This window comes from Streptomyces albicerus, assembly GCF_008905045.1.
Lineage (GTDB): Bacteria > Actinomycetota > Actinomycetes > Streptomycetales > Streptomycetaceae > Streptomyces > Streptomyces albicerus.
On sequence record NZ_VWMY01000020.1, the window covers coordinates 64319 to 82890 of the forward strand.

An 18572-nucleotide genomic window follows, 5' to 3' on the forward strand; every position below is an offset into this window, starting at 1 on the left:
CAGCAGCTTCACAGGTCCGTCCGCACCCACCACAGCAGCCCCCCAGGCCAGCCTTCTGGTCACCCTGACCGGCGGCCGACGGATCTTCCCCCGTCGCCGCACGCCGGGGCAAGGAATTCCCAGGCGTTCCCTGAGAGATCCCTGTGCGTTTCTCAGGAAAATCACAGCTTCCCAAAAGCGTGCTCTCAGAGCCGCCCACCAATGTGTGGGCTATGACCACGACCTCGCCCCAGGGGCGCACCGAACTGCTCAGGCCGGACGGGAGCCCCGTCCGCGTGCTTGTGGTGGACGACGAGCTGTCGATCACCGAGCTGTTGTCCATGGCCCTTCGCTATGAAGGCTGGCAGATCCGCAGCGCGGGTGACGGGACCGGTGCGGTGCAGACCGCGCGCGAGTTCCGGCCCGACGCCGTGGTGCTCGACATGATGCTGCCCGACATGGACGGTCTTGCCGTCCTCGGCCGGCTGCGGCGCGAGCTGCCCGACGTGCCCGTTCTCTTCCTGACCGCGAAGGACGCGGTCGAGGACCGGATCGCGGGCCTGACCGCCGGTGGCGACGACTACGTCACCAAGCCCTTCAGCCTCGAAGAGGTGGTGGCGCGGCTGCGTGGCCTCATCCGCCGCTCGGGTGCCGCCGACCACCGCTCCGACTCCACGCTCGTCGTCGGGGATCTCACCCTCGACGAGGACAGCCACGAGGTGTCGCGCGCCGGCGAGAACATCCACCTCACCGCCACCGAGTTCGAGCTGCTGCGCTTCCTGATGCGCAACCCGCGCCGGGTGCTCAGCAAGGCGCAGATACTCGACCGCGTGTGGTCGTACGACTTCGGCGGCCAGGCCAACGTCGTCGAGCTCTACATCTCGTACCTGCGCCGCAAGATAGACGCCGGGCGGGAGCCGATGATCCACACCCGGCGCGGCGCCGGATATCTGATCAAGCCCGCGACGCCGTGAGCGGGCGGCGACAGCTGCGGAGGCAGCGGCGCCGACAGCCTCGGACGCTGCGGACGCGGCTCGTCGTCGCGTCCGTCGTGCTGATCGCCGTGGTGTGCGCGGTGATCGGCACGGTGACCACCATCGCGCTCCGGTCCTACCTGGGCGACCAGCTCGACGACTCGCTGAACGACGCGGCGATGCGGGCGGCCGGCCCTCTCAAGCCGGGCGGTGACCTGTCCGACCAGGGCCGCGCCGACAAGCCCAAGCCGCAGCCGACGCTGTCGGAACTCGTCATCCGAGGCCCGCAGACAAGCAACGGCGGCACGCTCGCCGCGAAGCTCACGGACGGCAACATCACCGAGGCCAAGGTCGGCAAGGAGTCCGAGGGCGACGACGGGGTGTCCGACCTCAGCCCCGTGTCGCTCACCTCGGCGCAGTTGGCTGCCCTTGAGGACGTGCCGCGGGACGGCGAGCCGCACACCGTCGACCTGCCGGGCCTCGGTGAGTACCGCGTCCAGTACCAGACCGGCGACAACGGCTCCTACTACGCGGGCCTGCCCACCGAGGACGTCACCAGCACCCTCAACACCCTCATCATCATCGAGGTCAGCGTCACCGCCGCCGGTCTCGTCGCCGCCTCGCTCGCCGGGGCCACCATCGTGAGTGTCGCCCTGCGTCCCCTGCGCCGGGTCGCCGCCACGGCCACCCGCGTCTCCGAACTCCCCCTGCACAGCGGCGAAGTGACGCTCAACGAGCGTGTCCCGGAGTCCGAGACCGACCCCCACACGGAGGTCGGGCAGGTCGGCGCCGCCCTCAATCGCATGCTCGACCACGTCCACGGCGCCCTGCACGCACGGCAGGAGAGCGAGACGCGCGTACGGCAGTTCGTCGCCGACGCCAGCCATGAGCTGCGTACGCCCCTCGCGTCCATCCGCGGATACGCCGAACTGACCAGACGGGGACGGGAACAGACCGGGCCCGACACGAGACACGCCCTCGGCCGGATCGAGTCGGAGGCGGGCCGGATGACCGGACTCGTCGAGGATCTCCTGCTGCTCGCGCGGCTCGACGCCGGACGGCCGCTGTCCTACGAGCACACCGACCTCTCCCCGCTCGTCGTCGACGCCGTGAGCGACGCCCGCGCCGCCGGGCGCGAGCACAACTGGCGGCTCGAGCTGCCGGACGAACCCGCGCTCGTGTCGGCCGACGCCGCCCGCGTCCAGCAGGTCATGGTGAATCTGTTTGCGAATGCGCGTACGCACACACCGCCGGGTACGACGGTGACCGCGCGCGTCCACCGGCAGGGTGCCTGGGTGTGCGTGGACGTCCAGGACGACGGCCCCGGCATTTCGCCGGACCTGCTCCCGCGCGTCTTCGAACGGTTCGCCAGAGGCGACTCGTCCCGGTCACGCGCCTCCGGGTCCACCGGGCTCGGGCTCGCCATCGTGCAGGCCGTCGCGGCCGCGCACGACGGCACGGTGACCGTCGACAGCGTGCCCGGACGCACCGTCTTTACCGTGCATCTGCCCGCGTCGGCACCCGAAGTGGCCCATTCTCATGAGGCATTCATTTCGGAAACAAACTCGCAAACGTACTCACAGGCACAGCACAGCACCACCACATGGGTGCAACAGGGCGCTTGACGACAGTCGTCGTCATGCGAACCGAACCTTCTCCCGGCAATCTGCCGGCGCGGGAGCACCTCCCGGCCGGAAATGCCGGTACGCCTGTCCTGGACGTAGTGATCCCCGTCTACAACGAGGAGAAGGACCTCCAACCGTGTGTGCTCAGACTGCATGAGCACTTGGCCCGCACCTTCCCGTACGCGTTCCGCATCACCATCGCGGACAACGCGTCCACGGACACTACGCCGCTGGTGGCCGCGCGGCTGGAGGCGGAGATACCCGAGGTCAGGTCGTTCCGGCTGGAGCAGAAGGGGCGCGGCCGGGCGCTGCGCACCGTCTGGTCGGCCTCGGAGGCCCCGGTCCTCGCCTATATGGACGTCGACCTCTCCACCGACCTCAACGCGCTTCTCCCGCTGGTCGCCCCGCTGATCTCCGGCCACTCCGACCTCGCGATCGGCTCGCGGCTCGCACGGAGTTCGCGGGTGGTGCGGGGCGCCAAGCGGGAGTTCATCTCCCGTACGTACAACCTGATCCTGCGGGGCTCCCTGCAGGCCCGCTTCTCCGACGCGCAGTGCGGCTTCAAGGCGATCCGGCGCGAGGTCGCGCAGGTGCTGCTGCCGCTCGTCGAGGACACCGGCTGGTTCTTCGACACCGAGATGCTGGTCCTCGCCGAGCGGGCCGGACTGCGCATCCACGAGGTGCCGGTCGACTGGGTCGACGACCCGGACTCGACCGTGCACATCGTGAAGACCGCGACCGACGACCTGTTGGGTGTCTGGCGCGTCGGGCGGGCTCTCGCCACCGGCTCGCTGCCGCTCGACCGGCTCGCCCGGCCCTTCGGCGACGACCCGCGCGACCGCGAGATCAGCGGCGTACCGAAGGGTCTCGCCCGCCAGCTCGTCGGGTTCTGCGTCGTCGGCGGTCTGTCCACGCTGTTCTATCTGCTGCTCTACAGCGGCTTCCGTACGTTCTCGGGGTCGCAGACCGCCAACGCGCTCGCCCTGCTGGTCTCGGCGGTCGCCAACACCGCGGCCAACCGGCGCCTGACCTTCGGTGTCCGCGGCCGCGACCGGGCCATGAAGCACCAGGCGCAGGGCCTGGTCGTCTTCGGCATCGGGCTCGCCCTCACCAGCGGCTCGCTCGCCGCCCTGAACGCGGCGACGACCGAGCCCTCGCACTCCACCGAACTGGCGGTGCTCATCACCGCCAACCTCGCGGCGACCGTGCTGCGGTTCCTGCTCTTCCGGGCCTGGGTGTTCCCGGATCGGCACGACGAGTCACCGTCGACCGTCGTCGCCTCTCACACACCCGCCGTGCCGGCCGGACCCGCGTCGCCCGTCTACGCGACGGCGCCGCAGTCCCCGTACGGCACGACCCACTCTCCGCACGACCACCGGACCTGGGGGGACGCGACGATGCAGCTGCAGCCGGTGCGCCCGAACGATCACGATTCGAGGAACGCACGATGACGACGACTCAGCACGACTATCCGGAAACGGGATCGGGGTCGGGAATGGGATCGGGACCGGGGATGGGAACGGGACCGGGGATGGGGCCATCCAGTCCCGACTGGGGTCCGCCCTCCTCAACAGCCGTACAAGAACCGGTCGTTCCGGCGGGGCCCACCGCCGTCCCCGAGGACGGCAGTCCCAAGCAGCCCTTCGCGCGGCGCCTCTGGCGCGGGCGGCCCGAGGACCACCGCTGGACGCGCCCCGCGTTCCTCGGCACGCTGCTGCTGATCGGTGCGCTCTACACCTGGAACCTCACGGCCTCCGGGTACGCCAACTCCTTCTACTCCGCGGCCGTTCAGGCCGGCAGCCAGTCCTGGAAGGCCTTCTTCTTCGGCTCGCTCGACTCGGCCAACGCCATCACCGTCGACAAGCCCCCGGCCTCGCTGTGGCCGATGGCCCTGTCGGTGCGGCTGTTCGGCCTGAACTCCTTCGCGATCCTGTTCCCGCAGGTGCTCATGGCCGTCGCCACGGCCGGAGTGCTGTACGGGGCCGTGCGCCGCCGGTTCAACGCCACGGCCGGCTTCATCACGATGGCGGCCTTCGCGCTCACGCCCGTCGCCGCGCTGATGTTCCGCTTCAACAACCCGGACGCGGCCCTCGCGCTGCTCATGGCCGTCACGGTCTACTGCGTGCTGCGCGCCATGGAGAAGGCCCAGACGAAGTGGCTGGTGTGGGCGGGTGCCGCGGTCGGTCTCGCCTTCCTGGTGAAGACCCTCCAGGCCTTCCTGATCCTGCCGCCGCTTGCGCTGATCTACGTGATCTTCGCTCCGACGACCCTGCGCAAGCGCATCGGCCAGGTGCTCCTCGCGGGCCTCGCGATGGTCGTCGCCGGCGGCTGGTGGGTGGCCGTTGTCGAGCTGTGGCCCGCTTCCTCCCGCCCGTACATCGGCGGCTCGCAGAACAACTCCTTCCTTGAACTGACCTTCGGCTACAACGGACTCGGCCGCATCAACGGCGAGGAGACCGGCAGCGTCGGCGGCGGTGCGGGCCGCGGCTGGGGCGAGACCGGCTGGGACCGGATGTTCAGCTCCTCCATCGGCGGCCAGATCTCCTGGCTGATCCCGGCCGCGCTGATCGTGCTCGCCGCGGGCATCGCGCTGACCTGGAAGGCCAAGAGGACGGACACGGCCCGTGCCGCGTTCCTCGCCTGGGGCGGCTCGCTGTTGATCACCATGGTGATCTTCAGCTTCATGCAGGGCATCTTCCACGAGTACTACACGGTGGCCCTCGCCCCGTACGTCGCCGCCGTGATCGGCATGGGCGCGAGCGTCCTGTGGGAAGAGCGCGGCAAGATGTGGGTCTCGCTCACCATGGCGGCCGTGGCGACGGCCACCGCGGTCTGGGGGTACGTCCTCCTGAACCGCTCCGCCGACTACCTGCCCTGGCTGAAGTGGCTGGTTCTGGTCGGCGGTCTGCTCGCCGCGCTCGGCCTCGTCTTCATCTCGCGACTGGGGCGCCGACTCGCTCTCGCGGTCGTCGGGCTGAGCTTCGTCGCGGCCCTGGCGGGTCCGACGGCATACACGCTCACCACGCTGAACGAGGGTCACAGCGGTTCGATCGTGACGGCAGGTCCGGCGGTCTCGGGCGGCATGGGCGGTCGGGGCGGCTTCCCCGGCGGCGGTGGCGGCTTCCCCGGCGGTGGAATGCCCGGCCAGAACCAGCAGGGCGGCGGCACGGCCCAGCCCCCTGCCGGCGGCTTCCCCGGCGGCGGCCAGAACGGTCAGACCGGCCCGAACGGCCAGACCCAGCGCGGCGGAACGGGCGACGGCGGAGGCATGGGCGGCGGTGGCGGCATGGGCGGTCTGCTCAACGGCGCGACCGTGAGCTCCGAGGCCAAGGCACTCCTGGAGGCGAACTCCGGCGACTACACGTGGGCCGCCGCGGCCATCGGCGCCCAGAACGCCGCGAGCTACCAGCTCTCCACCGGTGACCCTGTCATGGCGATCGGCGGCTTCAACGGCAGCGACCCGTCGCCGACACTGGCCGAGTTCAAGCAGTATGTCGAGGACGGCAAGATCCACTACTTCATCGCAGGCGGCGGCATGGGCGGCGGCAGCGACAGCTCCGGCACCGCGTCGCAGATCAGCGAGTGGGTGCAGGAGAACTTCAAGGAGGTGACGGCGGGTTCGTCCACCTTCTACGACCTGACGCAGCCGACTTCTACGACCTGAGACAGCCGACCAGCGGCTGACGGGCCGAGGATCCCGCGAGGGCGGCGGCCGGGGCGAGAGTGCCCCGGCCGCCGCTCTTTTTGTGTTGTACGGCGTACGGGAGTTGTTCTACGGTGTATGGCGACAACATCCCATACACCGTAGAAGACCGCGTAGAAGACAACGTAGGCAGAAGACAACGCAGAAGGGGCCCGTATGACGGCCGCTACGACCGCCGAGACCCCCCAGGCACATCCGCAAGGACACCCGCAACGCTGGCTGATCCTCGGCGTGATCCTGCTCGCCCAGCTCACCGTGGTGCTGGACAACACCGTCCTCAACGTCGCGATCCCCTCCCTCACGGAGGAGCTGGGCGCGTCCACGGCGGACATCCAGTGGATGATCAACGCGTACGCGCTGGTCCAGTCGGGCCTGCTGCTCACCGCCGGCAGTTCCGCCGACCGCTACGGCCGCAAGAAGATGCTCGCCGCGGGCCTCGTGCTCTTCGGCGCCGGCTCGCTCGTCGCGGGGCTCGCCCAGAGCGCGACGCAGCTCATCGCGGCCCGCGCCGGCATGGGCGTCGGCGGGGCGCTGCTGATGACCACGACCCTCGCCGTCGTCGTGCAGATCTTCGACGAGACCGAGCGGGTCAAGGCGATCGCCCTCTGGTCGACGGTCGCCTCCCTCGGCTTCGCGGCGGGCCCGCTCATCGGCGGCGTCATGCTCGACCACTTCTGGTGGGGCGCGATCTTCCTGATCAACCTCCCCGTGGCCGCCATCGCCCTGGTCGCCGTACTCAGGCTGGTCCCCGAGTCCAAGAACCCCCAGGGCGACCGCCCCGACCTCCTCGGCGCCGTGCTCTCCACCATCGGCATGACCGCGGTCGTCTACGCGATCATCAAGGGCCCCGAGCACGGCTGGACGTCGCTCCAGGTACTGGTGCCGGCCGCTGTCGGCATCGCCGTCCTCGCGGCCTTCGCCCTCTGGGAGTTGCGTATCCCGCACCCCATGCTGGACATGCACTTCTTCCGCGACCAGCGCTTCGTCGGCGCCGTCGCCGGTACGATCCTGGTCGCCTTCGGCATGACCGGTTCCCTCTTCCTGCTCACCCAGCACCTCCAATTCGTCCTCGGATACGAGCCGTTGGAGGCGGGCCTGCGCACGGCCCCGCTCGCCCTGACCGTCGTGGCCCTCAACCTCACCGGTATGGGCGCCCGGATCGTTCTGAAGCTGGGCACCCCGGCCACCATCGCCCTGGGCATGACGATGCTGTCGGCCGGCCTGGCCGCGATAGCCGTGCTCGGCGGCGGCACGGACGGCGGCTACGGCGGCATGCTGCTGGGCCTGGTCGCCATGGGCGTGGGCATCGCGGTCGCCATGCCCGCCATGGCCAACGCCATCATGAGCGCGATCCCGCCGGAGAAGGCGGGTGTGGGCGCGGGCGTCAACGGCACGCTCGCCGAGTTCGGCAACGGCCTCGGCGTGGCGGTCCTCGGCGCGGTCCTCAACTCCCGCTTCGCCGCGCTGGTCCCGGTCGCCGCGACCTCGCTCCCGGCGGCGCTCGCCTCCGCGGACTCGGCGGACGAGCGCGCGCGGATCACCGACGCGTTCTCCGCCGGCCTGGAGACCAGCCAGCTGGTGGGCGCGGTGGCCGTACTCCTCGGCGGACTGCTGGCCGCGGCGTTGCTACGGCGTGCGATGGGGGTACCACCCAGACGATAAGAACTGGGAGAAGGCAGACTCCGCGGTGACGGTGACGGTGACGGTGACGGTGACCGTGTCGGTGTCGGCGTGAGGCCCGCTTAGCATCAGGGAGGGGGCGGACCTCGGTGTTCCGGGGGCGCCCCCTCCGTAAGAATTTCCGAGGAAGGTGCGCCATGGTGAGGGCAGCCGACCGGGCCAAGCGTCCGGCGCGGACCAGCGTCTGGTTGGAGGGCAAGGCCCCACGGGGTGGTGCCACTCGGGGCGGCCAGCCGTCGTCGCTCGACCGGGACAGGATCACCGAGGTCACGGTGCGGCTGCTCGACGCGGAAGGGCTGGCGAAGTTCTCCATGCGCCGGCTGGCCGCTGAGCTGAACGTCACCGCGATGTCCGTCTACTGGTACGTCGACACGAAGGACGACCTCCTCGAACTCGCCCTCGACGCGGTCTTCGGCGAACTGGATCTGCCCGACCCCGGCTCGGGTGAGGACTGGCGCGACCAGCTTCGCGCCCTGGCCGTCGGCTATCGGGCCCTCCTCGTCCGGCACCCCTGGGTGTCGCCGCTCGTCGGCACCTTCCTCAACATCGGGCCGCACTCCATGGCGTTCTCGCTGTGCGTGCAGCAGGTTGTGCGCAACACGGGGCTGCCGTTGAGCGGCCAGACCGGGGCGATCTCCGCCGTCTTCCAGTGGGTGTACGGGTTCGGCACGATCGAGGGGCACTTCGTGCAGCGGTGCGCTTCCGCCGGGATGACGCAGGACGAGTACTTTCACCAGGCCATGAGTACGTTCAGCGGTCATCCTCAGTTCGCGGAGAACTATCGGAGTTCCGCGGACATCATGGAGGCGCGTGGGGGTGACACGGTCGAGGAGATGCGGGAACGGGACTTCACGTTCGCGTTGGAGTTGTTGGTGGCGGGGATCGAGGCGATGGTCGCGCGGAGCGTTTCCGAGTAGGCCGGTGAGTTGGGTGCGGGTCGGTGGGGGCTGGTCGCGCCCACGCGGCGGAGCCGCATGTGTCACAGCCCCGCGCCCCTAAAAGAGGGGCGCGCTGCCGCCGGGCTTGCTAATCCTGCGGCGCCAGCCTCGCCGGAAAGCCCCCCGTCGCCACCGGACCCCACTTCTGTGGTGTGACCCTGATGATCGACTTGCCCTGTTTGAGCATGGCTGCGCGGTACTCGTCCCAGTCGGGGTGTTCGCCGGCGATGTTGCGGTAGTACTCGACGAGGGGCTCGACGGAGTCCGGCGGGTCGATGACCTCGGCCGTTCCGTCGATCTGCACCCATGGCCCGTTCCACTCGTCGCTCAGGACGATCAGGCTGACGCGGTCGTCGCGCTTGGCGTTGCGGGTCTTGGCGCGCTCGGGGTACGTGGAGACCACGATCCGGCCCGAGTCGTCGACGCCGCAGGTCAGCGGGGAACCCTGGGGGCCGCCGTCCGACCTGCGCGTCAGCAGGATGGCGCGGTGGCGGGGGCGTACGAAGTCCAGCAACTCGTCGAGGGAGACGGAGGTGTTCGTAGCGATGTTCGGTGCCATGCGCGCAGCTTAGGCGTTGAGCCGGGGCTGAGCCTGCTCCTGTGGAACCTACGTCTGGGGCAGTGTCTCGCCCTGCACCGCCTGGATGTCCAGCTCCACCCTCAGCGTCGTACCGATCGCCGCGATCCCCGCCTGCACGACTTGGTTGTAGTTCATGGCGAAGTCCTCGCGGCGCAGTTCCGTGGTGGCGCGGAAGGCCGCGCGGGTTCCGCCCCAGGGGTCCGCGCCGGTGCCCAGGTAGGACAGGGCCAGGTCGACCGGGCGGGCGACTCCGTGCATGGTCAGTTCGCCGTGGACCGTCCAGCGGTCGCTTCCGGTGGCCGGGGTCAGGCCCGTCGACACGTACGTGATCTCCGGGTGGTGGTCGACGTCCAGGAAGTCCGGGGACTTCAGGTGGGCGTCGCGCGTTCCGTTGCCCGTGTCGATCGACGCGGCCCGGATCACCGCCTCCACGCGGGACTTGGCCACCTCGTCAGGGGCGATCTCGATCGTGCCCGCGAACTCCGTGAAGCGGCCGTGCACGCTGGAGATGCCCAGGTGCTGGGCGACGGCGCCCACGGAGGAGTGGGCCGGGTCGATGGTCCACGGGCCGGGCGGGGGCAGTTCGGTGCCGCCCTGCCGGGCGAGGGTCACGGTGCCGATCTCGGCCCGGCCGCTCGCCGTGACGATCGCGCTGGACGCGGCGGGCGCGTAGCCGACGGCCGTGACGATCACGGTGTATGCGCCGGGCGCGAGCGCCGTCGCGTCCCGTACGGCGCCCTCCTCGTCCGCCTCGGCGCGCGCCACCTGCGTGCCCGTCATGTCGGTCACCGTGACGACCGCGTGCGACACGGCCCAGCCGTCCCGCGTACGGATCCGTGCGGACAGTCCCATTTCACGCAACCTCTCGTCATGGAACCGGCCCGTGGGGCGTGCCTCCGCTCGGGACACGAGCCCCACGGGCCGGGGTCTGGGGGTCTGGGGTCTCAACTACTCGCCTGGGTGGGCGAGTTCGATGTCGTGGCCGTCGACGCCGCCGCCGTTTACGGTCAGGGCGGTGGCCACCGGCGGGTAGCCGGTCGCGATGACCGTGTATTCGCCGCTGTCCAGGTCGGCGAAGGCGTACGCCCCGTCGGCCCCGGTGGTGGCGGTGCCGACCACGTTGCCCGCCGCGTCGACGAGGGTGACCCGGGCGTCGCCCAGCGGCCCGCCCGGCGCCCGTACGACGCCCTGGAGGTGCGCGCCGGAGCTGAGCTCGACCTCGATCCGGGTGACCCCGGTGCCGCCGACCTCGACGGGCAGGGCCTGCGGCCGGTGCCCGGCGGCGTTCACCGCGACGGTCACGGCACCCGGGACCAGCTCGGCGAAGGTGAACTCGCCCTGCTCACCGGTGGTCCCGGTGGCCAGCACATCGCCGCGCACATCGGTCACGATGACCATCGCGCCCACGACCGGCTTGCCGCTCTCGGCGGCCTTCACCACACCGGCGAGCCCGCTCGTGCCGCTCAGCAGGATGTCGTACGCGAGCGGCGCGTCGTCCACGACGATCGTCGACGCCTGCGGCTGGAAGCCGTCGGCGGAGGCGATCAGCACGTACGAACCCGTGCCGGGCGCGTCCACCGCGTAGGCGCCGTCGGCCTGTGCGACCGAGCGGCCCAGCTGACGGCCCGCGAGGGAGATCAGTGTGACGGCGGCCCGGGGGACGGGCGCGCTCTCGGCACCGCGGACGTATCCGCGCACCGGGACTCCGCCCGGGCCGTTGCCGGAGCCGGTCCCGGACCCGGTCGCCACGGTGGCGACGGCCGCGAGCCTCTGCGTGCCCGGGCCCTCGGGTCCGGTCTCGGTGCCGGTGTCGGCGACGGCCCAGCTCGGGACGCGCTCCTCGGCCTGGGCCGGGAGAGCCTCGGCCGGGACGGCCGCAGCCGGAGCGGTCTCGGCCGCAGTCTCCCGAGTCTCGGCGGCCTGGGCCAGCGCCCCCGTCGTACGCAGCGGAACCTCCTTGATGAACAGCGTGACGAAGAAGGCGATCAGTGCCATCGCGCCGGCGATCATGAAGACGTCCGCGATGCCGTGCCCGTACGCGCTTTCGAAGACCGTGCGCAGCGGCGCGGGCAGCGCGTCCATGTCCGGGATGCTGCTGTTGGTGCTCGAACCGGAGGCGGCGGCCGCGTACTTGGGGTCGATGCCGGTCAGGCCGTCCTTGACGTAGTCGGTGATCCGGTTGGCCATCACCGCTCCCAGGGCGGAGACGCCGATCGCGCCGCCGAGGGAACGGAAGAAGGTCACCGTGGAGCTGGCCGCGCCGAGGTCCTCCGGGGCCACCTGGTTCTGCGTGGACAGCACCAGGTTCTGCATCATCATGCCGATGCCGAGACCCAGCAGCGCCATGAAGACGGCGGTCTTCCAGTAGTCCGTGTCGTACCGGATGGTGCCCAGCAGACCGAGGCCCGCGGTGATGAGGACACCGCCGCCGACCAGCCAGGCCTTCCACTTGCCGGTCTTGGTGATGATCTGCCCGGAGACGGTCGAGGCGACGAACAGGCCGCCGATCATCGGGATCGTCAGCACACCGGACATGGTCGGCGACTCGTCCCGCGCCAGCTGGAAGTACTGGCTGAAGAAGACCGTGCCGGAGAACATCGCGATGCCCACGAAGAACGAGGCGACGGAGGAGAGGGTGATGGTGCGGTTGCGGAAGAGCCGCAGCGGGATGATCGGCTCGCGCGCTTTCGACTCCACGAGGATGAACAGCAGCCCGAGGGCGATCGACCCGCCGACCATCGCGTACGTCTGCCACGACAGCCACTCGTACTTGTCCCCCGCGAAGGTGACCCAGACCAGCAGCAGCGAGACGGCGGCAGAGATGAAGAACGCGCCGCCCCAGTCGACCTTCACGTCCCGCTTCACGACGGGCAGGTGCAGGGTCTTCTGCAGCACGATCAGCGCGATGATGGCGAACGGCACGCCGACGTAGAAGCACCAGCGCCAGCCGAGCCAGCTGGTGTCGGTGATGACACCGCCGAGCAGCGGACCGCCGACGGTCGCGACTGCGAACGTGGCCCCGAGGTAGCCGGAGTAACGGCCGCGCTCACGCGGGGAGATCATCGCCGCCATGACGATCTGTGCGAGGGCGGACAGACCGCCGACGCCGATGCCCTGCACCACACGGCAGGCGATGAGCATGCCGGCGTTCTGCGACAGGCCCGCAGCGGCCGATCCCAGGACGTAGATGACGAGGGCTATCTGGACGAGCGCCTTCTTGCTGTACAGGTCGGCGAGCTTGCCCCACAGGGGCGTCGCCGCGGTCATCGACAGCAGCGCGGCGGTGACGACCCAGGTGTAGGTGGACTGGCCGCCGCCCAGGTCACCGATGATCTCGGGCAGGGCGTTGGAGACGATCGTCGACGACAGGATCGCGACGAACATCCCGAGCAGCAGCCCGGAGAGGGCCTCCATGATCTGCCGGTGGGTCATCGGAGCGCCGTCGTGTGCGGCGCCTCCGTGCTTGGCATGTGAGCCCCGCACACCGGCTGGTGTGGTCGTTGCCATGGGCTTCCTTTTCTTGTGGTGCTTCATACGGGTGTACGGGTGGTCTGCTCGGCGGGTGGTGACGTCGGCCGGCAGTCGCCGAAGCTGCTGCGCAGGCGTCCGAGCAGGGCGTTGAGCTGGTCGACCTCGTCGTCCGACCAGTCCGCCAAGTAGTGGGCGAGCGCGCTCATATAGCGCTCGGAGAGTTCGGCGAGCATGTCCCGCCCGGCGGGGGTGAGCCGCAGGATGCGCGAGCGTTTGTCGGCGGGGTCGGGGGACCGGTCGATCCAGCCGCGCTCGGCCACATGCGCCACATGCCGGCTCGTCACCGACATGTCGATGGCGAGCAGCTCCGCGAGCCGGCTCATCCGCATCTCGCCGTGCCGGTCCAGCAGCGTGAGCACCGCCGCGGACCCCGCCGGGCACTCGTGCGGGAGGACCCGGCCGAGGCCCCGCTTCACAGCACCGATGGCACTGAGCTGCCGGGCCAACTCCTCGTACTGACGCCGAGCGGCCATCGCACCTCCCTGATTGTTGCTTCAGGCAACCATAAGAACTGTTGGTTGCTGCAGGCAAATGAAAACGGGGGACAACGGGCTAAAACCTTGGCAAAGGCAAGTATTGGCGAACGTAAACCTGCAGGTGGACGGCCTTTGTGGTCGGGTGCGGGTCGGCTGTGGCTGGTCGCTCCCCCACTCTCGGGTTCGCTCGGGCGGGGGACCCCATCGCGGCGGAGCCGCATGTCGTCACAGTCCCGCGCCCCTGAAAGACGGGGCTGCGCCCCGCTTCCGGCCAGGTCGGCGGAGCTCTTGGCAGTACCCGGGTGGACGTTCACCCGAAGGGCCACCTAGAGTCCAGGGCCATGGCAAACACCCAGGGCCCCGAGGGCAACTACGACCCCGCGGGTAGCACCCAGATGTTCCGAGCGTTCGTCGACGACCCGCAGAGCCGTCAGCAGCAGGCAGCCTCCGCGGGCCCCCGTGTGGGCCTGATCGTCGGTGTGATCGTGGCCGTCGCGGTCGTCGCCGCGGTCGCCTGGCTCGCGCTCAAGTAACCGGAGCCGGGTAACCGGAGCACCGGGCGACCCGGGCGCGGCGAAGCCCTACTCCCACCGGACGGACACGTCCTGCGTCTCGATGTGCATGCCCAACGGCACCCGCCACGCTTCGACGCACACCGTCCAGGTCTTCTCTTCCCGTGCGCCCGGAGCGATCGGCGCGGGGAGCTTCTCGGTCGACTCGATGGTCGCCCAGTCGATCCCGAGCGCGCCGATGATGTGCGTCCCGAAGGTCACCGTGCCCGAACGCACCGCGGTGCCCCCGGTGTTGTGGAACCCGACGGTGACCTTCTCGCACCAGCGCTTGTCGGTGGGCTCGCGCTCGGGTGTGCCGACGTCGAGCGCGGCGGGACCGGGCTTCGCGGGGTCGGCCGGGGCGCCGGTTGCCGTTCCGGAGCCGGAACTCCCGCTCGTACCGCCAGAGTCGCCCTCACCCGCTGACGGCGTCGTACGACCGCTGCCGTGGGAGCCAGGCGCGTCGGCCGTCCCTGATGAGACCGAGCCGCCGCCCTCGCCGCCGCTTCCCGGCGTGTCAGCGGGCCCCGAACTCCCGGCCTTTCCCGCCCCCTTGGACGCCGACTCCGACTCTGCTGCCGGAGCCGATGACCCCTCCAGCGGGACCAACTCCACGTCCCCGGTGGGCGTCACCGCCTCCCCGGACGACGCGGGCCGCTGCACGGCGACGTAACCATCCCCGCCGCCCCCGGTCCCGGCCCCGCAGGCGACGAGTACGCCGCCCAGACAGACCGCGGCCGCCGAGGCACCCCCAAGGGCACCCCGGCGACCACGGATCGACTCTCGGCTCACCATCCACCGACGCATCGCGCCAGTGTGGCTGACGGACCGTCAATTATGAAGCCTCAGTCCGGTATGAAGCCTCGCTCGCGTATGAAGCCTCAGTGCAGCCTCAATCGCGTGAAGCCTCAGTGCGGCCTCAGTCGGAGATGAGGCCTTCCCGCAGCTGTGCCAGCGTCCGCGTGAGCAGTCGGGAGACGTGCATCTGCGAGATGCCGACCTCCTCGCCGATCTGCGACTGCGTCATGTTCGCGAAGAAGCGGAGCATGATGATCCGCCGCTCGCGGGGCGGGAGCTTGGCGAGCAGGGGCTTCAGGGACTCGCGGTACTCGACGCCCTCCAGCGCCGTGTCCTCGTAGCCGAGGCGGTCCGCGAGGGAGCCCTCGCCGCCGTCGTCCTCGGGGGCCGGCGAGTCCAGCGACGACGCCGTGTACGCGTTGCCGACCGCGAGGCCGTCGACCACGTCCTCCTCGGACACACCGAGGACGGCGGCCAGTTCGGCCACGGTCGGCGAGCGGTCCAGCTTCTGGGAGAGCTCGTCGCTGGCCTTGGTGAGGGCCAGCCGCAGCTCCTGGAGGCGGCGCGGCACCCGCACCGACCACGAGGTGTCGCGGAAGAACCGCTTGATCTCGCCCACGACCGTCGGCATCGCGAACGTCGGGAACTCGACCCCGCGTTCGCAGTCGAAGCGGTCGATCGCCTTGATCAGGCCGATCGTGCCGACCTGGACGATGTCCTCCATCGGTTCGTTGCGCGACCGGAAACGGGCGGCCGCGTAACGCACCAGCGGGAGGTTGAGTTCGATGAGGGTGTCTCGTACGTAGGGACGCTCGGGGCTGTTCTCGTCGAGTGCGGCCAGCCGCAGGAACAGAGAGCGGGACAGGGTGCGGGTGTCGATGACTTCCGGGGTCGGGGGAAAGGCCGGGGCTTCCGTGGCCGGGACGGCCGGTCCATCAACAACGCCACTGTGAAGCGCGTCGGGCGCCGGATCGCTCTTCGTGAGCGTGAGCACCTTCGAGCTGCCCTGGTCTGCGGACATGCCACCCCCTTTGGGTCGCGGACGGTCGCGGCGGACGCTCCCGTCGAAGGAACGCAGCCTCCACCTGAATACCGGAGGCGGGGCTGCGGCAAACGCGTCACCGGAAGAATGTCACATGTCGGCAACACGCTGTAGTGACATGTCGACACGAGGAGGGTGAATAGGCCCTGGAAAAAGGGGTTCTGGCTGTTTTTCGACGCAGAAATGTCGGGAAAAGGCCTTGGGAGTGATTCGCTCCTGAGGGTTATGCCTCGATCCTGTTTGCGGATCGCAGCCGTGCGAAGCTGCGGGCGAGCAGCCTTGACACATGCATCTGGGAGACACCCAGTTCGGCACTGATCTGTGACTGGGTCAGATTGCTGTAGTAGCGCAGGAGGAGGATGCGCTGCTCCCGCTCGGGAAGCTGGACGAGCAGGTGCCGTACGAGGTCGCGGTGTTCTACCCCGTCGAGCGCAGGGTCCTCGTAGCCGAGCCGGTCGAGGAGTCCCGGCAGTCCGTCGCCCTCCTGGGCGGCCTCCAGCGAGGTCGCGTGGTAGGAGCGTCCGGCCTCGATGCAGGCCAGGACCTCCTCCTCGGTGATCCGCAGCCGTTCGGCGATCTCGGCGGTCGTGGGTACGCGTCCGAAGGCGGTGGTCAGGTCCTCGGTCGCGCTGTTGACCTGCACCCACAGCTCGTGCAGCCGGCGCGGTACGTGGACCGTGCGGACGTTGTCGCGGAAGTACCGCTTGATCTCGCCGACGACGGTCGGCATCGCGAAGGTCGGGAACTGCACGCCCCGGTCGGGGTCGAATCGGTCGATGGCGTTGATCAGTCCGATGGTGCCGACCTGGACGACGTCCTCCATGGGCTCGTTGCGCGACCGGAAGCGGGCGGCGGCGTACCGCACCAGCGGGAGGTTCGCCTCGATCAGCGCGGCCCGCACGCGGCCGTGCTCGGGGCTGCCGGGCTCGAGGTTCTTGAGCTCGCCGAAGAGCACCTGGGTGAGGGCCCGGGTGTCGGCGCCCCGGCGGCGCTGCGGGCTCGGCTGCCGGGATTCGTCGGGTTCGTCGAGTCTTTCCAGTGCCTGTGGCTTCTCCTGCGGCTTCTGCTGGGGCGGTGCTTGAGGCGCAGTACTGGCCGGCACGGTCAACTCCACCTCTGGGTCCGTCAACCCGTCAAAAACAGTCCGAACGTAGTCGGTCAGACAAATGCATCAACCCATCGGTCAAAATCGGTCATAGCATCACAAGACATGTGCACTGTGTGCAAGCACCCCATAACGCCGTGTTGGGCCTGATGTGGGGCCGGGAGGAGAGGGTCCGGGACGCGGAACGGCCCCTCGCCGTTCAGACGAGGGGCCGGAGGCGTGCGCCGGAGAGTGGCTCAGAATTCGTAGTCGGCGATCACCCACGTGGCGAACTCGCGCCACAGCGTGACGCCCGCCTGGTGGGCGGGATGCTCGAGGTACCGCTTGAGCGCGTCCGTGTCCTCGACCGCCGAGTTGATCGCGAAGTCGTACGCGATGGGGCGGTCGGTGATGTTCCACTCGCACTCCCAGAACTTCAGTTCGGGGATCTGCCCGCCGAGCGCACGGAAGCGGGCGACGCCTTCGACGACGCGCGGGTCGTCCCGCTCGACGCCGTCGTTGAGCTTGAAGAGGACCAGGTGGCGGATCACGTGCACTCCCAGGGGATACCGCGGCGACCGCTCACCCTCGGCTCCGGTCCTTGGCTCCAGGCTCTGGTCCTTGGCTCTAGTCCGGGGCCCCGTCGGCGATCCACGTCATGAAGTCACCGACGGACTGAGCGGCATTCGAAATGCCCTCGAACCCTATCGTGACGTAGTCACCGGCCGCGTCGGGATCGGTGATGATCACGTACAGCACGAACACCACGAGCACATAGACGGCTATCTTCTTCGAATTCACCGCCATCGCGGCCTCCCCTGTGCCTGCTGCCTCTGCCTGCTGCGCCTGTTGGGACCCCTGTTGCCGGCGGTGAGTGTAACCCGACCGTTCACCTGACGATCTTTCAAGGGGCGCCGGGACGGTCGCGGGCCGGAACGCACGAAGGGCCCCGTCTTTCGACGGGGCCCTTCAGAAGCGGTAGCGGAGGGATTTGAACCCTCGGTGACTTGCGCCACACTCGCTTTCGAGGCGAGCTCCTTCGGCCGCTCGGACACGCTACCGAGAGAGATCCTAGCCCACGTTGGGCCGTGCTCTGAAATCCGTATTCGGCCGCCGGACAGGAACGGGCTCGCAGGGACTCGAAGGGGGCTCGGAGGGGCTTGAAGGGTCTCAGCGGCCGCGGAAGAACTCCGTGAGCAGCCGGGCGCACTCCTCGTCGAGTACGCCGGCGATCACTTCGGGCCGGTGGTTGAGCCGACGGTCGCGTATGACGTCCCAGAGGGACCCGGCCGCGCCGGCCTTCTCGTCGCGGGCGCCGTAGACCACGCGGTCCACGCGGGACTGCACGATCGCGCCCGCGCACATCGTGCAGGGTTCGAGGGTCACGACGAGCGTGCAGCCGGTGAGCCGCCACTCCCCGGCCTTCGCGGCGGCCCGGCGAATCGCGAGCACCTCGGCGTGGGCGGTCGGATCGCCGGTCGCCTCACGCTCGTTGTGCCCGGTGGCGAGCACCGTCGAGCCGTCCGGGGACAGCACGACGGCGCCGACGGGGACGTCCCCGCCCCGTACGGCCAGCCGGGCCTCGTCCAGGGCGAGCCGCATCGCGGCCCG

Annotated in this window: 17 protein-coding genes and 1 tRNA gene; 7 read left to right on the forward strand and 11 right to left on the reverse strand. The window is 69.8% G+C overall.

Going from position 1 to position 18572, the window contains the following annotated elements:
• Positions 1 to 212 precede the first annotated feature (212 nt).
• The 6 genes from GAS53_RS19445 (at position 213) to GAS53_RS19470 (ending at position 8878) form a co-directional block, all read left to right on the forward strand.
• Positions 213 to 953: a response regulator transcription factor gene (locus tag GAS53_RS19445; protein WP_192583177.1), complete on the forward strand. Its 741-nt coding sequence runs from the start codon at positions 213 to 215 to the stop codon at positions 951 to 953.
• Positions 950 to 2578, forward strand: a complete 1629-nt coding sequence (locus GAS53_RS19450) for a sensor histidine kinase (protein ID WP_151478905.1) — start codon at positions 950 to 952, stop codon at positions 2576 to 2578. Before GAS53_RS19445 ends, GAS53_RS19450 begins: the two co-directional genes overlap by 4 nt.
• 14 nt (positions 2579 to 2592) lie before the next feature.
• Positions 2593 to 4029: a bifunctional glycosyltransferase family 2/GtrA family protein gene (locus GAS53_RS19455; protein WP_151478906.1), complete on the forward strand. Its 1437-nt coding sequence runs from the start codon at positions 2593 to 2595 to the stop codon at positions 4027 to 4029.
• Between the two features lie 80 nt (positions 4030 to 4109).
• Positions 4110 to 6242: an ArnT family glycosyltransferase gene (locus tag GAS53_RS19460; protein WP_225858999.1), complete on the forward strand. Its 2133-nt coding sequence runs from the start codon at positions 4110 to 4112 to the stop codon at positions 6240 to 6242.
• Between the two features lie 195 nt (positions 6243 to 6437).
• Positions 6438 to 7943, forward strand: a complete 1506-nt coding sequence (locus GAS53_RS19465) for an MFS transporter (RefSeq protein WP_151478907.1) — start codon at positions 6438 to 6440, stop codon at positions 7941 to 7943.
• Between the two features lie 155 nt (positions 7944 to 8098).
• Positions 8099 to 8878, forward strand: coding sequence for a TetR/AcrR family transcriptional regulator (locus GAS53_RS19470; protein ID WP_151478908.1), 780 nt, complete (start codon positions 8099 to 8101; stop codon positions 8876 to 8878).
• 109 nt (positions 8879 to 8987) lie between these two features.
• On the opposite strand, the gene GAS53_RS19480 is transcribed toward GAS53_RS19470, so the two are convergent.
• The 4 genes from GAS53_RS19480 to GAS53_RS19495 form a co-directional block, all read right to left on the reverse strand.
• A complete protein-coding gene (locus GAS53_RS19480) occupies positions 8988 to 9458 on the reverse strand; it encodes a PPOX class F420-dependent oxidoreductase (protein ID WP_151478909.1) in 471 nt (156 codons plus the stop codon).
• Between the two features lie 48 nt (positions 9459 to 9506).
• A complete protein-coding gene (locus GAS53_RS19485) occupies positions 9507 to 10331 on the reverse strand; it encodes a YceI family protein (RefSeq protein WP_151478910.1) in 825 nt (274 codons plus the stop codon).
• A 96-nt stretch (positions 10332 to 10427) separates the two neighbouring features.
• Positions 10428 to 12986 carry an MFS transporter gene (locus tag GAS53_RS19490; protein ID WP_151478911.1) on the reverse strand — a complete coding sequence of 853 codons (2559 nt, stop codon included), beginning with the start codon at positions 12984 to 12986 and terminating at the stop codon, positions 10428 to 10430.
• A gap of 23 nt (positions 12987 to 13009) precedes the next feature.
• Positions 13010 to 13483, reverse strand: a complete 474-nt coding sequence (locus GAS53_RS19495; protein WP_151478912.1) for a MarR family winged helix-turn-helix transcriptional regulator — start codon at positions 13481 to 13483, stop codon at positions 13010 to 13012.
• Between the two features lie 344 nt (positions 13484 to 13827).
• Here GAS53_RS19495 and GAS53_RS19500 point away from each other — a divergent pair, with 344 nt between their 5' ends.
• Complete coding sequence (locus tag GAS53_RS19500; protein WP_151478913.1) at positions 13828 to 14019, forward strand: hypothetical protein; 192 nt, start codon at positions 13828 to 13830, stop codon at positions 14017 to 14019.
• A 48-nt stretch (positions 14020 to 14067) separates the two neighbouring features.
• Here GAS53_RS19500 and GAS53_RS19505 read toward each other — a convergent pair whose 3' ends face one another.
• From GAS53_RS19505 to tadA, 7 genes are all read right to left on the reverse strand, one after another.
• Complete coding sequence (locus GAS53_RS19505) at positions 14068 to 14844, reverse strand: hypothetical protein (protein WP_225859000.1); 777 nt, start codon at positions 14842 to 14844, stop codon at positions 14068 to 14070.
• 112 nt (positions 14845 to 14956) lie between these two features.
• On the reverse strand, positions 14957 to 15856 hold the full coding sequence (locus GAS53_RS19510; protein WP_151478914.1) for an RNA polymerase sigma factor SigF: 900 nt from the start codon (positions 15854 to 15856) through the stop codon (positions 14957 to 14959).
• A gap of 244 nt (positions 15857 to 16100) precedes the next feature.
• Positions 16101 to 16979, reverse strand: a complete 879-nt coding sequence (locus GAS53_RS19515; RefSeq protein WP_151478915.1) for an RNA polymerase sigma factor SigF — start codon at positions 16977 to 16979, stop codon at positions 16101 to 16103.
• 239 nt (positions 16980 to 17218) lie between these two features.
• Positions 17219 to 17512, reverse strand: a complete 294-nt coding sequence (locus tag GAS53_RS19520) for a Dabb family protein (protein WP_151478916.1) — start codon at positions 17510 to 17512, stop codon at positions 17219 to 17221.
• 76 nt (positions 17513 to 17588) lie between these two features.
• Positions 17589 to 17768, reverse strand: a complete 180-nt coding sequence (locus GAS53_RS19525; RefSeq protein ID WP_151478917.1) for a hypothetical protein — start codon at positions 17766 to 17768, stop codon at positions 17589 to 17591.
• 169 nt (positions 17769 to 17937) lie between these two features.
• Positions 17938 to 18022: transfer RNA gene (locus GAS53_RS19530), tRNA-Ser, on the reverse strand.
• Positions 18023 to 18131: 109 nt separating this feature from the next.
• Positions 18132 to 18563, reverse strand: coding sequence for a tRNA adenosine(34) deaminase TadA (tadA, locus tag GAS53_RS19535; RefSeq protein ID WP_225859001.1), 432 nt, complete (start codon positions 18561 to 18563; stop codon positions 18132 to 18134).
• Positions 18564 to 18572: the final 9 nt, after the last annotated feature.

Coding starts and splice junctions, on each gene's coding strand:
- GAS53_RS19465 (WP_151478907.1), top strand. CDS start 6,438: ATGACGGCCGCTACGACCGCCGAGACCCCCCAGGCACATCCGCAAGGA.
- GAS53_RS19480 (WP_151478909.1), bottom strand. CDS start 9,458: ATGGCACCGAACATCGCTACGAACACCTCCGTCTCCCTCGACGAGTTG.
- GAS53_RS19485 (WP_151478910.1), bottom strand. CDS start 10,331: ATGGGACTGTCCGCACGGATCCGTACGCGGGACGGCTGGGCCGTGTCG.
- GAS53_RS19505 (WP_225859000.1), bottom strand. CDS start 14,844: ATGCGTCGGTGGATGGTGAGCCGAGAGTCGATCCGTGGTCGCCGGGGT.
- GAS53_RS19510 (WP_151478914.1), bottom strand. CDS start 15,856: ATGTCCGCAGACCAGGGCAGCTCGAAGGTGCTCACGCTCACGAAGAGC.
- GAS53_RS19525 (WP_151478917.1), bottom strand. CDS start 17,768: ATGGCGGTGAATTCGAAGAAGATAGCCGTCTATGTGCTCGTGGTGTTC.
- GAS53_RS19495 (WP_151478912.1), bottom strand. CDS start 13,483: ATGGCCGCTCGGCGTCAGTACGAGGAGTTGGCCCGGCAGCTCAGTGCC.
- GAS53_RS19500 (WP_151478913.1), top strand. CDS start 13,828: ATGGCAAACACCCAGGGCCCCGAGGGCAACTACGACCCCGCGGGTAGC.
- GAS53_RS19490 (WP_151478911.1), bottom strand. CDS start 12,986: ATGGCAACGACCACACCAGCCGGTGTGCGGGGCTCACATGCCAAGCAC.
- GAS53_RS19455 (WP_151478906.1), top strand. CDS start 2,593: ATGCGAACCGAACCTTCTCCCGGCAATCTGCCGGCGCGGGAGCACCTC.
- tadA (WP_225859001.1), bottom strand. CDS start 18,563: ATGCGGCTCGCCCTGGACGAGGCCCGGCTGGCCGTACGGGGCGGGGAC.
- GAS53_RS19470 (WP_151478908.1), top strand. CDS start 8,099: ATGGTGAGGGCAGCCGACCGGGCCAAGCGTCCGGCGCGGACCAGCGTC.
- GAS53_RS19460 (WP_225858999.1), top strand. CDS start 4,110: ATGGGGCCATCCAGTCCCGACTGGGGTCCGCCCTCCTCAACAGCCGTA.
- GAS53_RS19445 (WP_192583177.1), top strand. CDS start 213: ATGACCACGACCTCGCCCCAGGGGCGCACCGAACTGCTCAGGCCGGAC.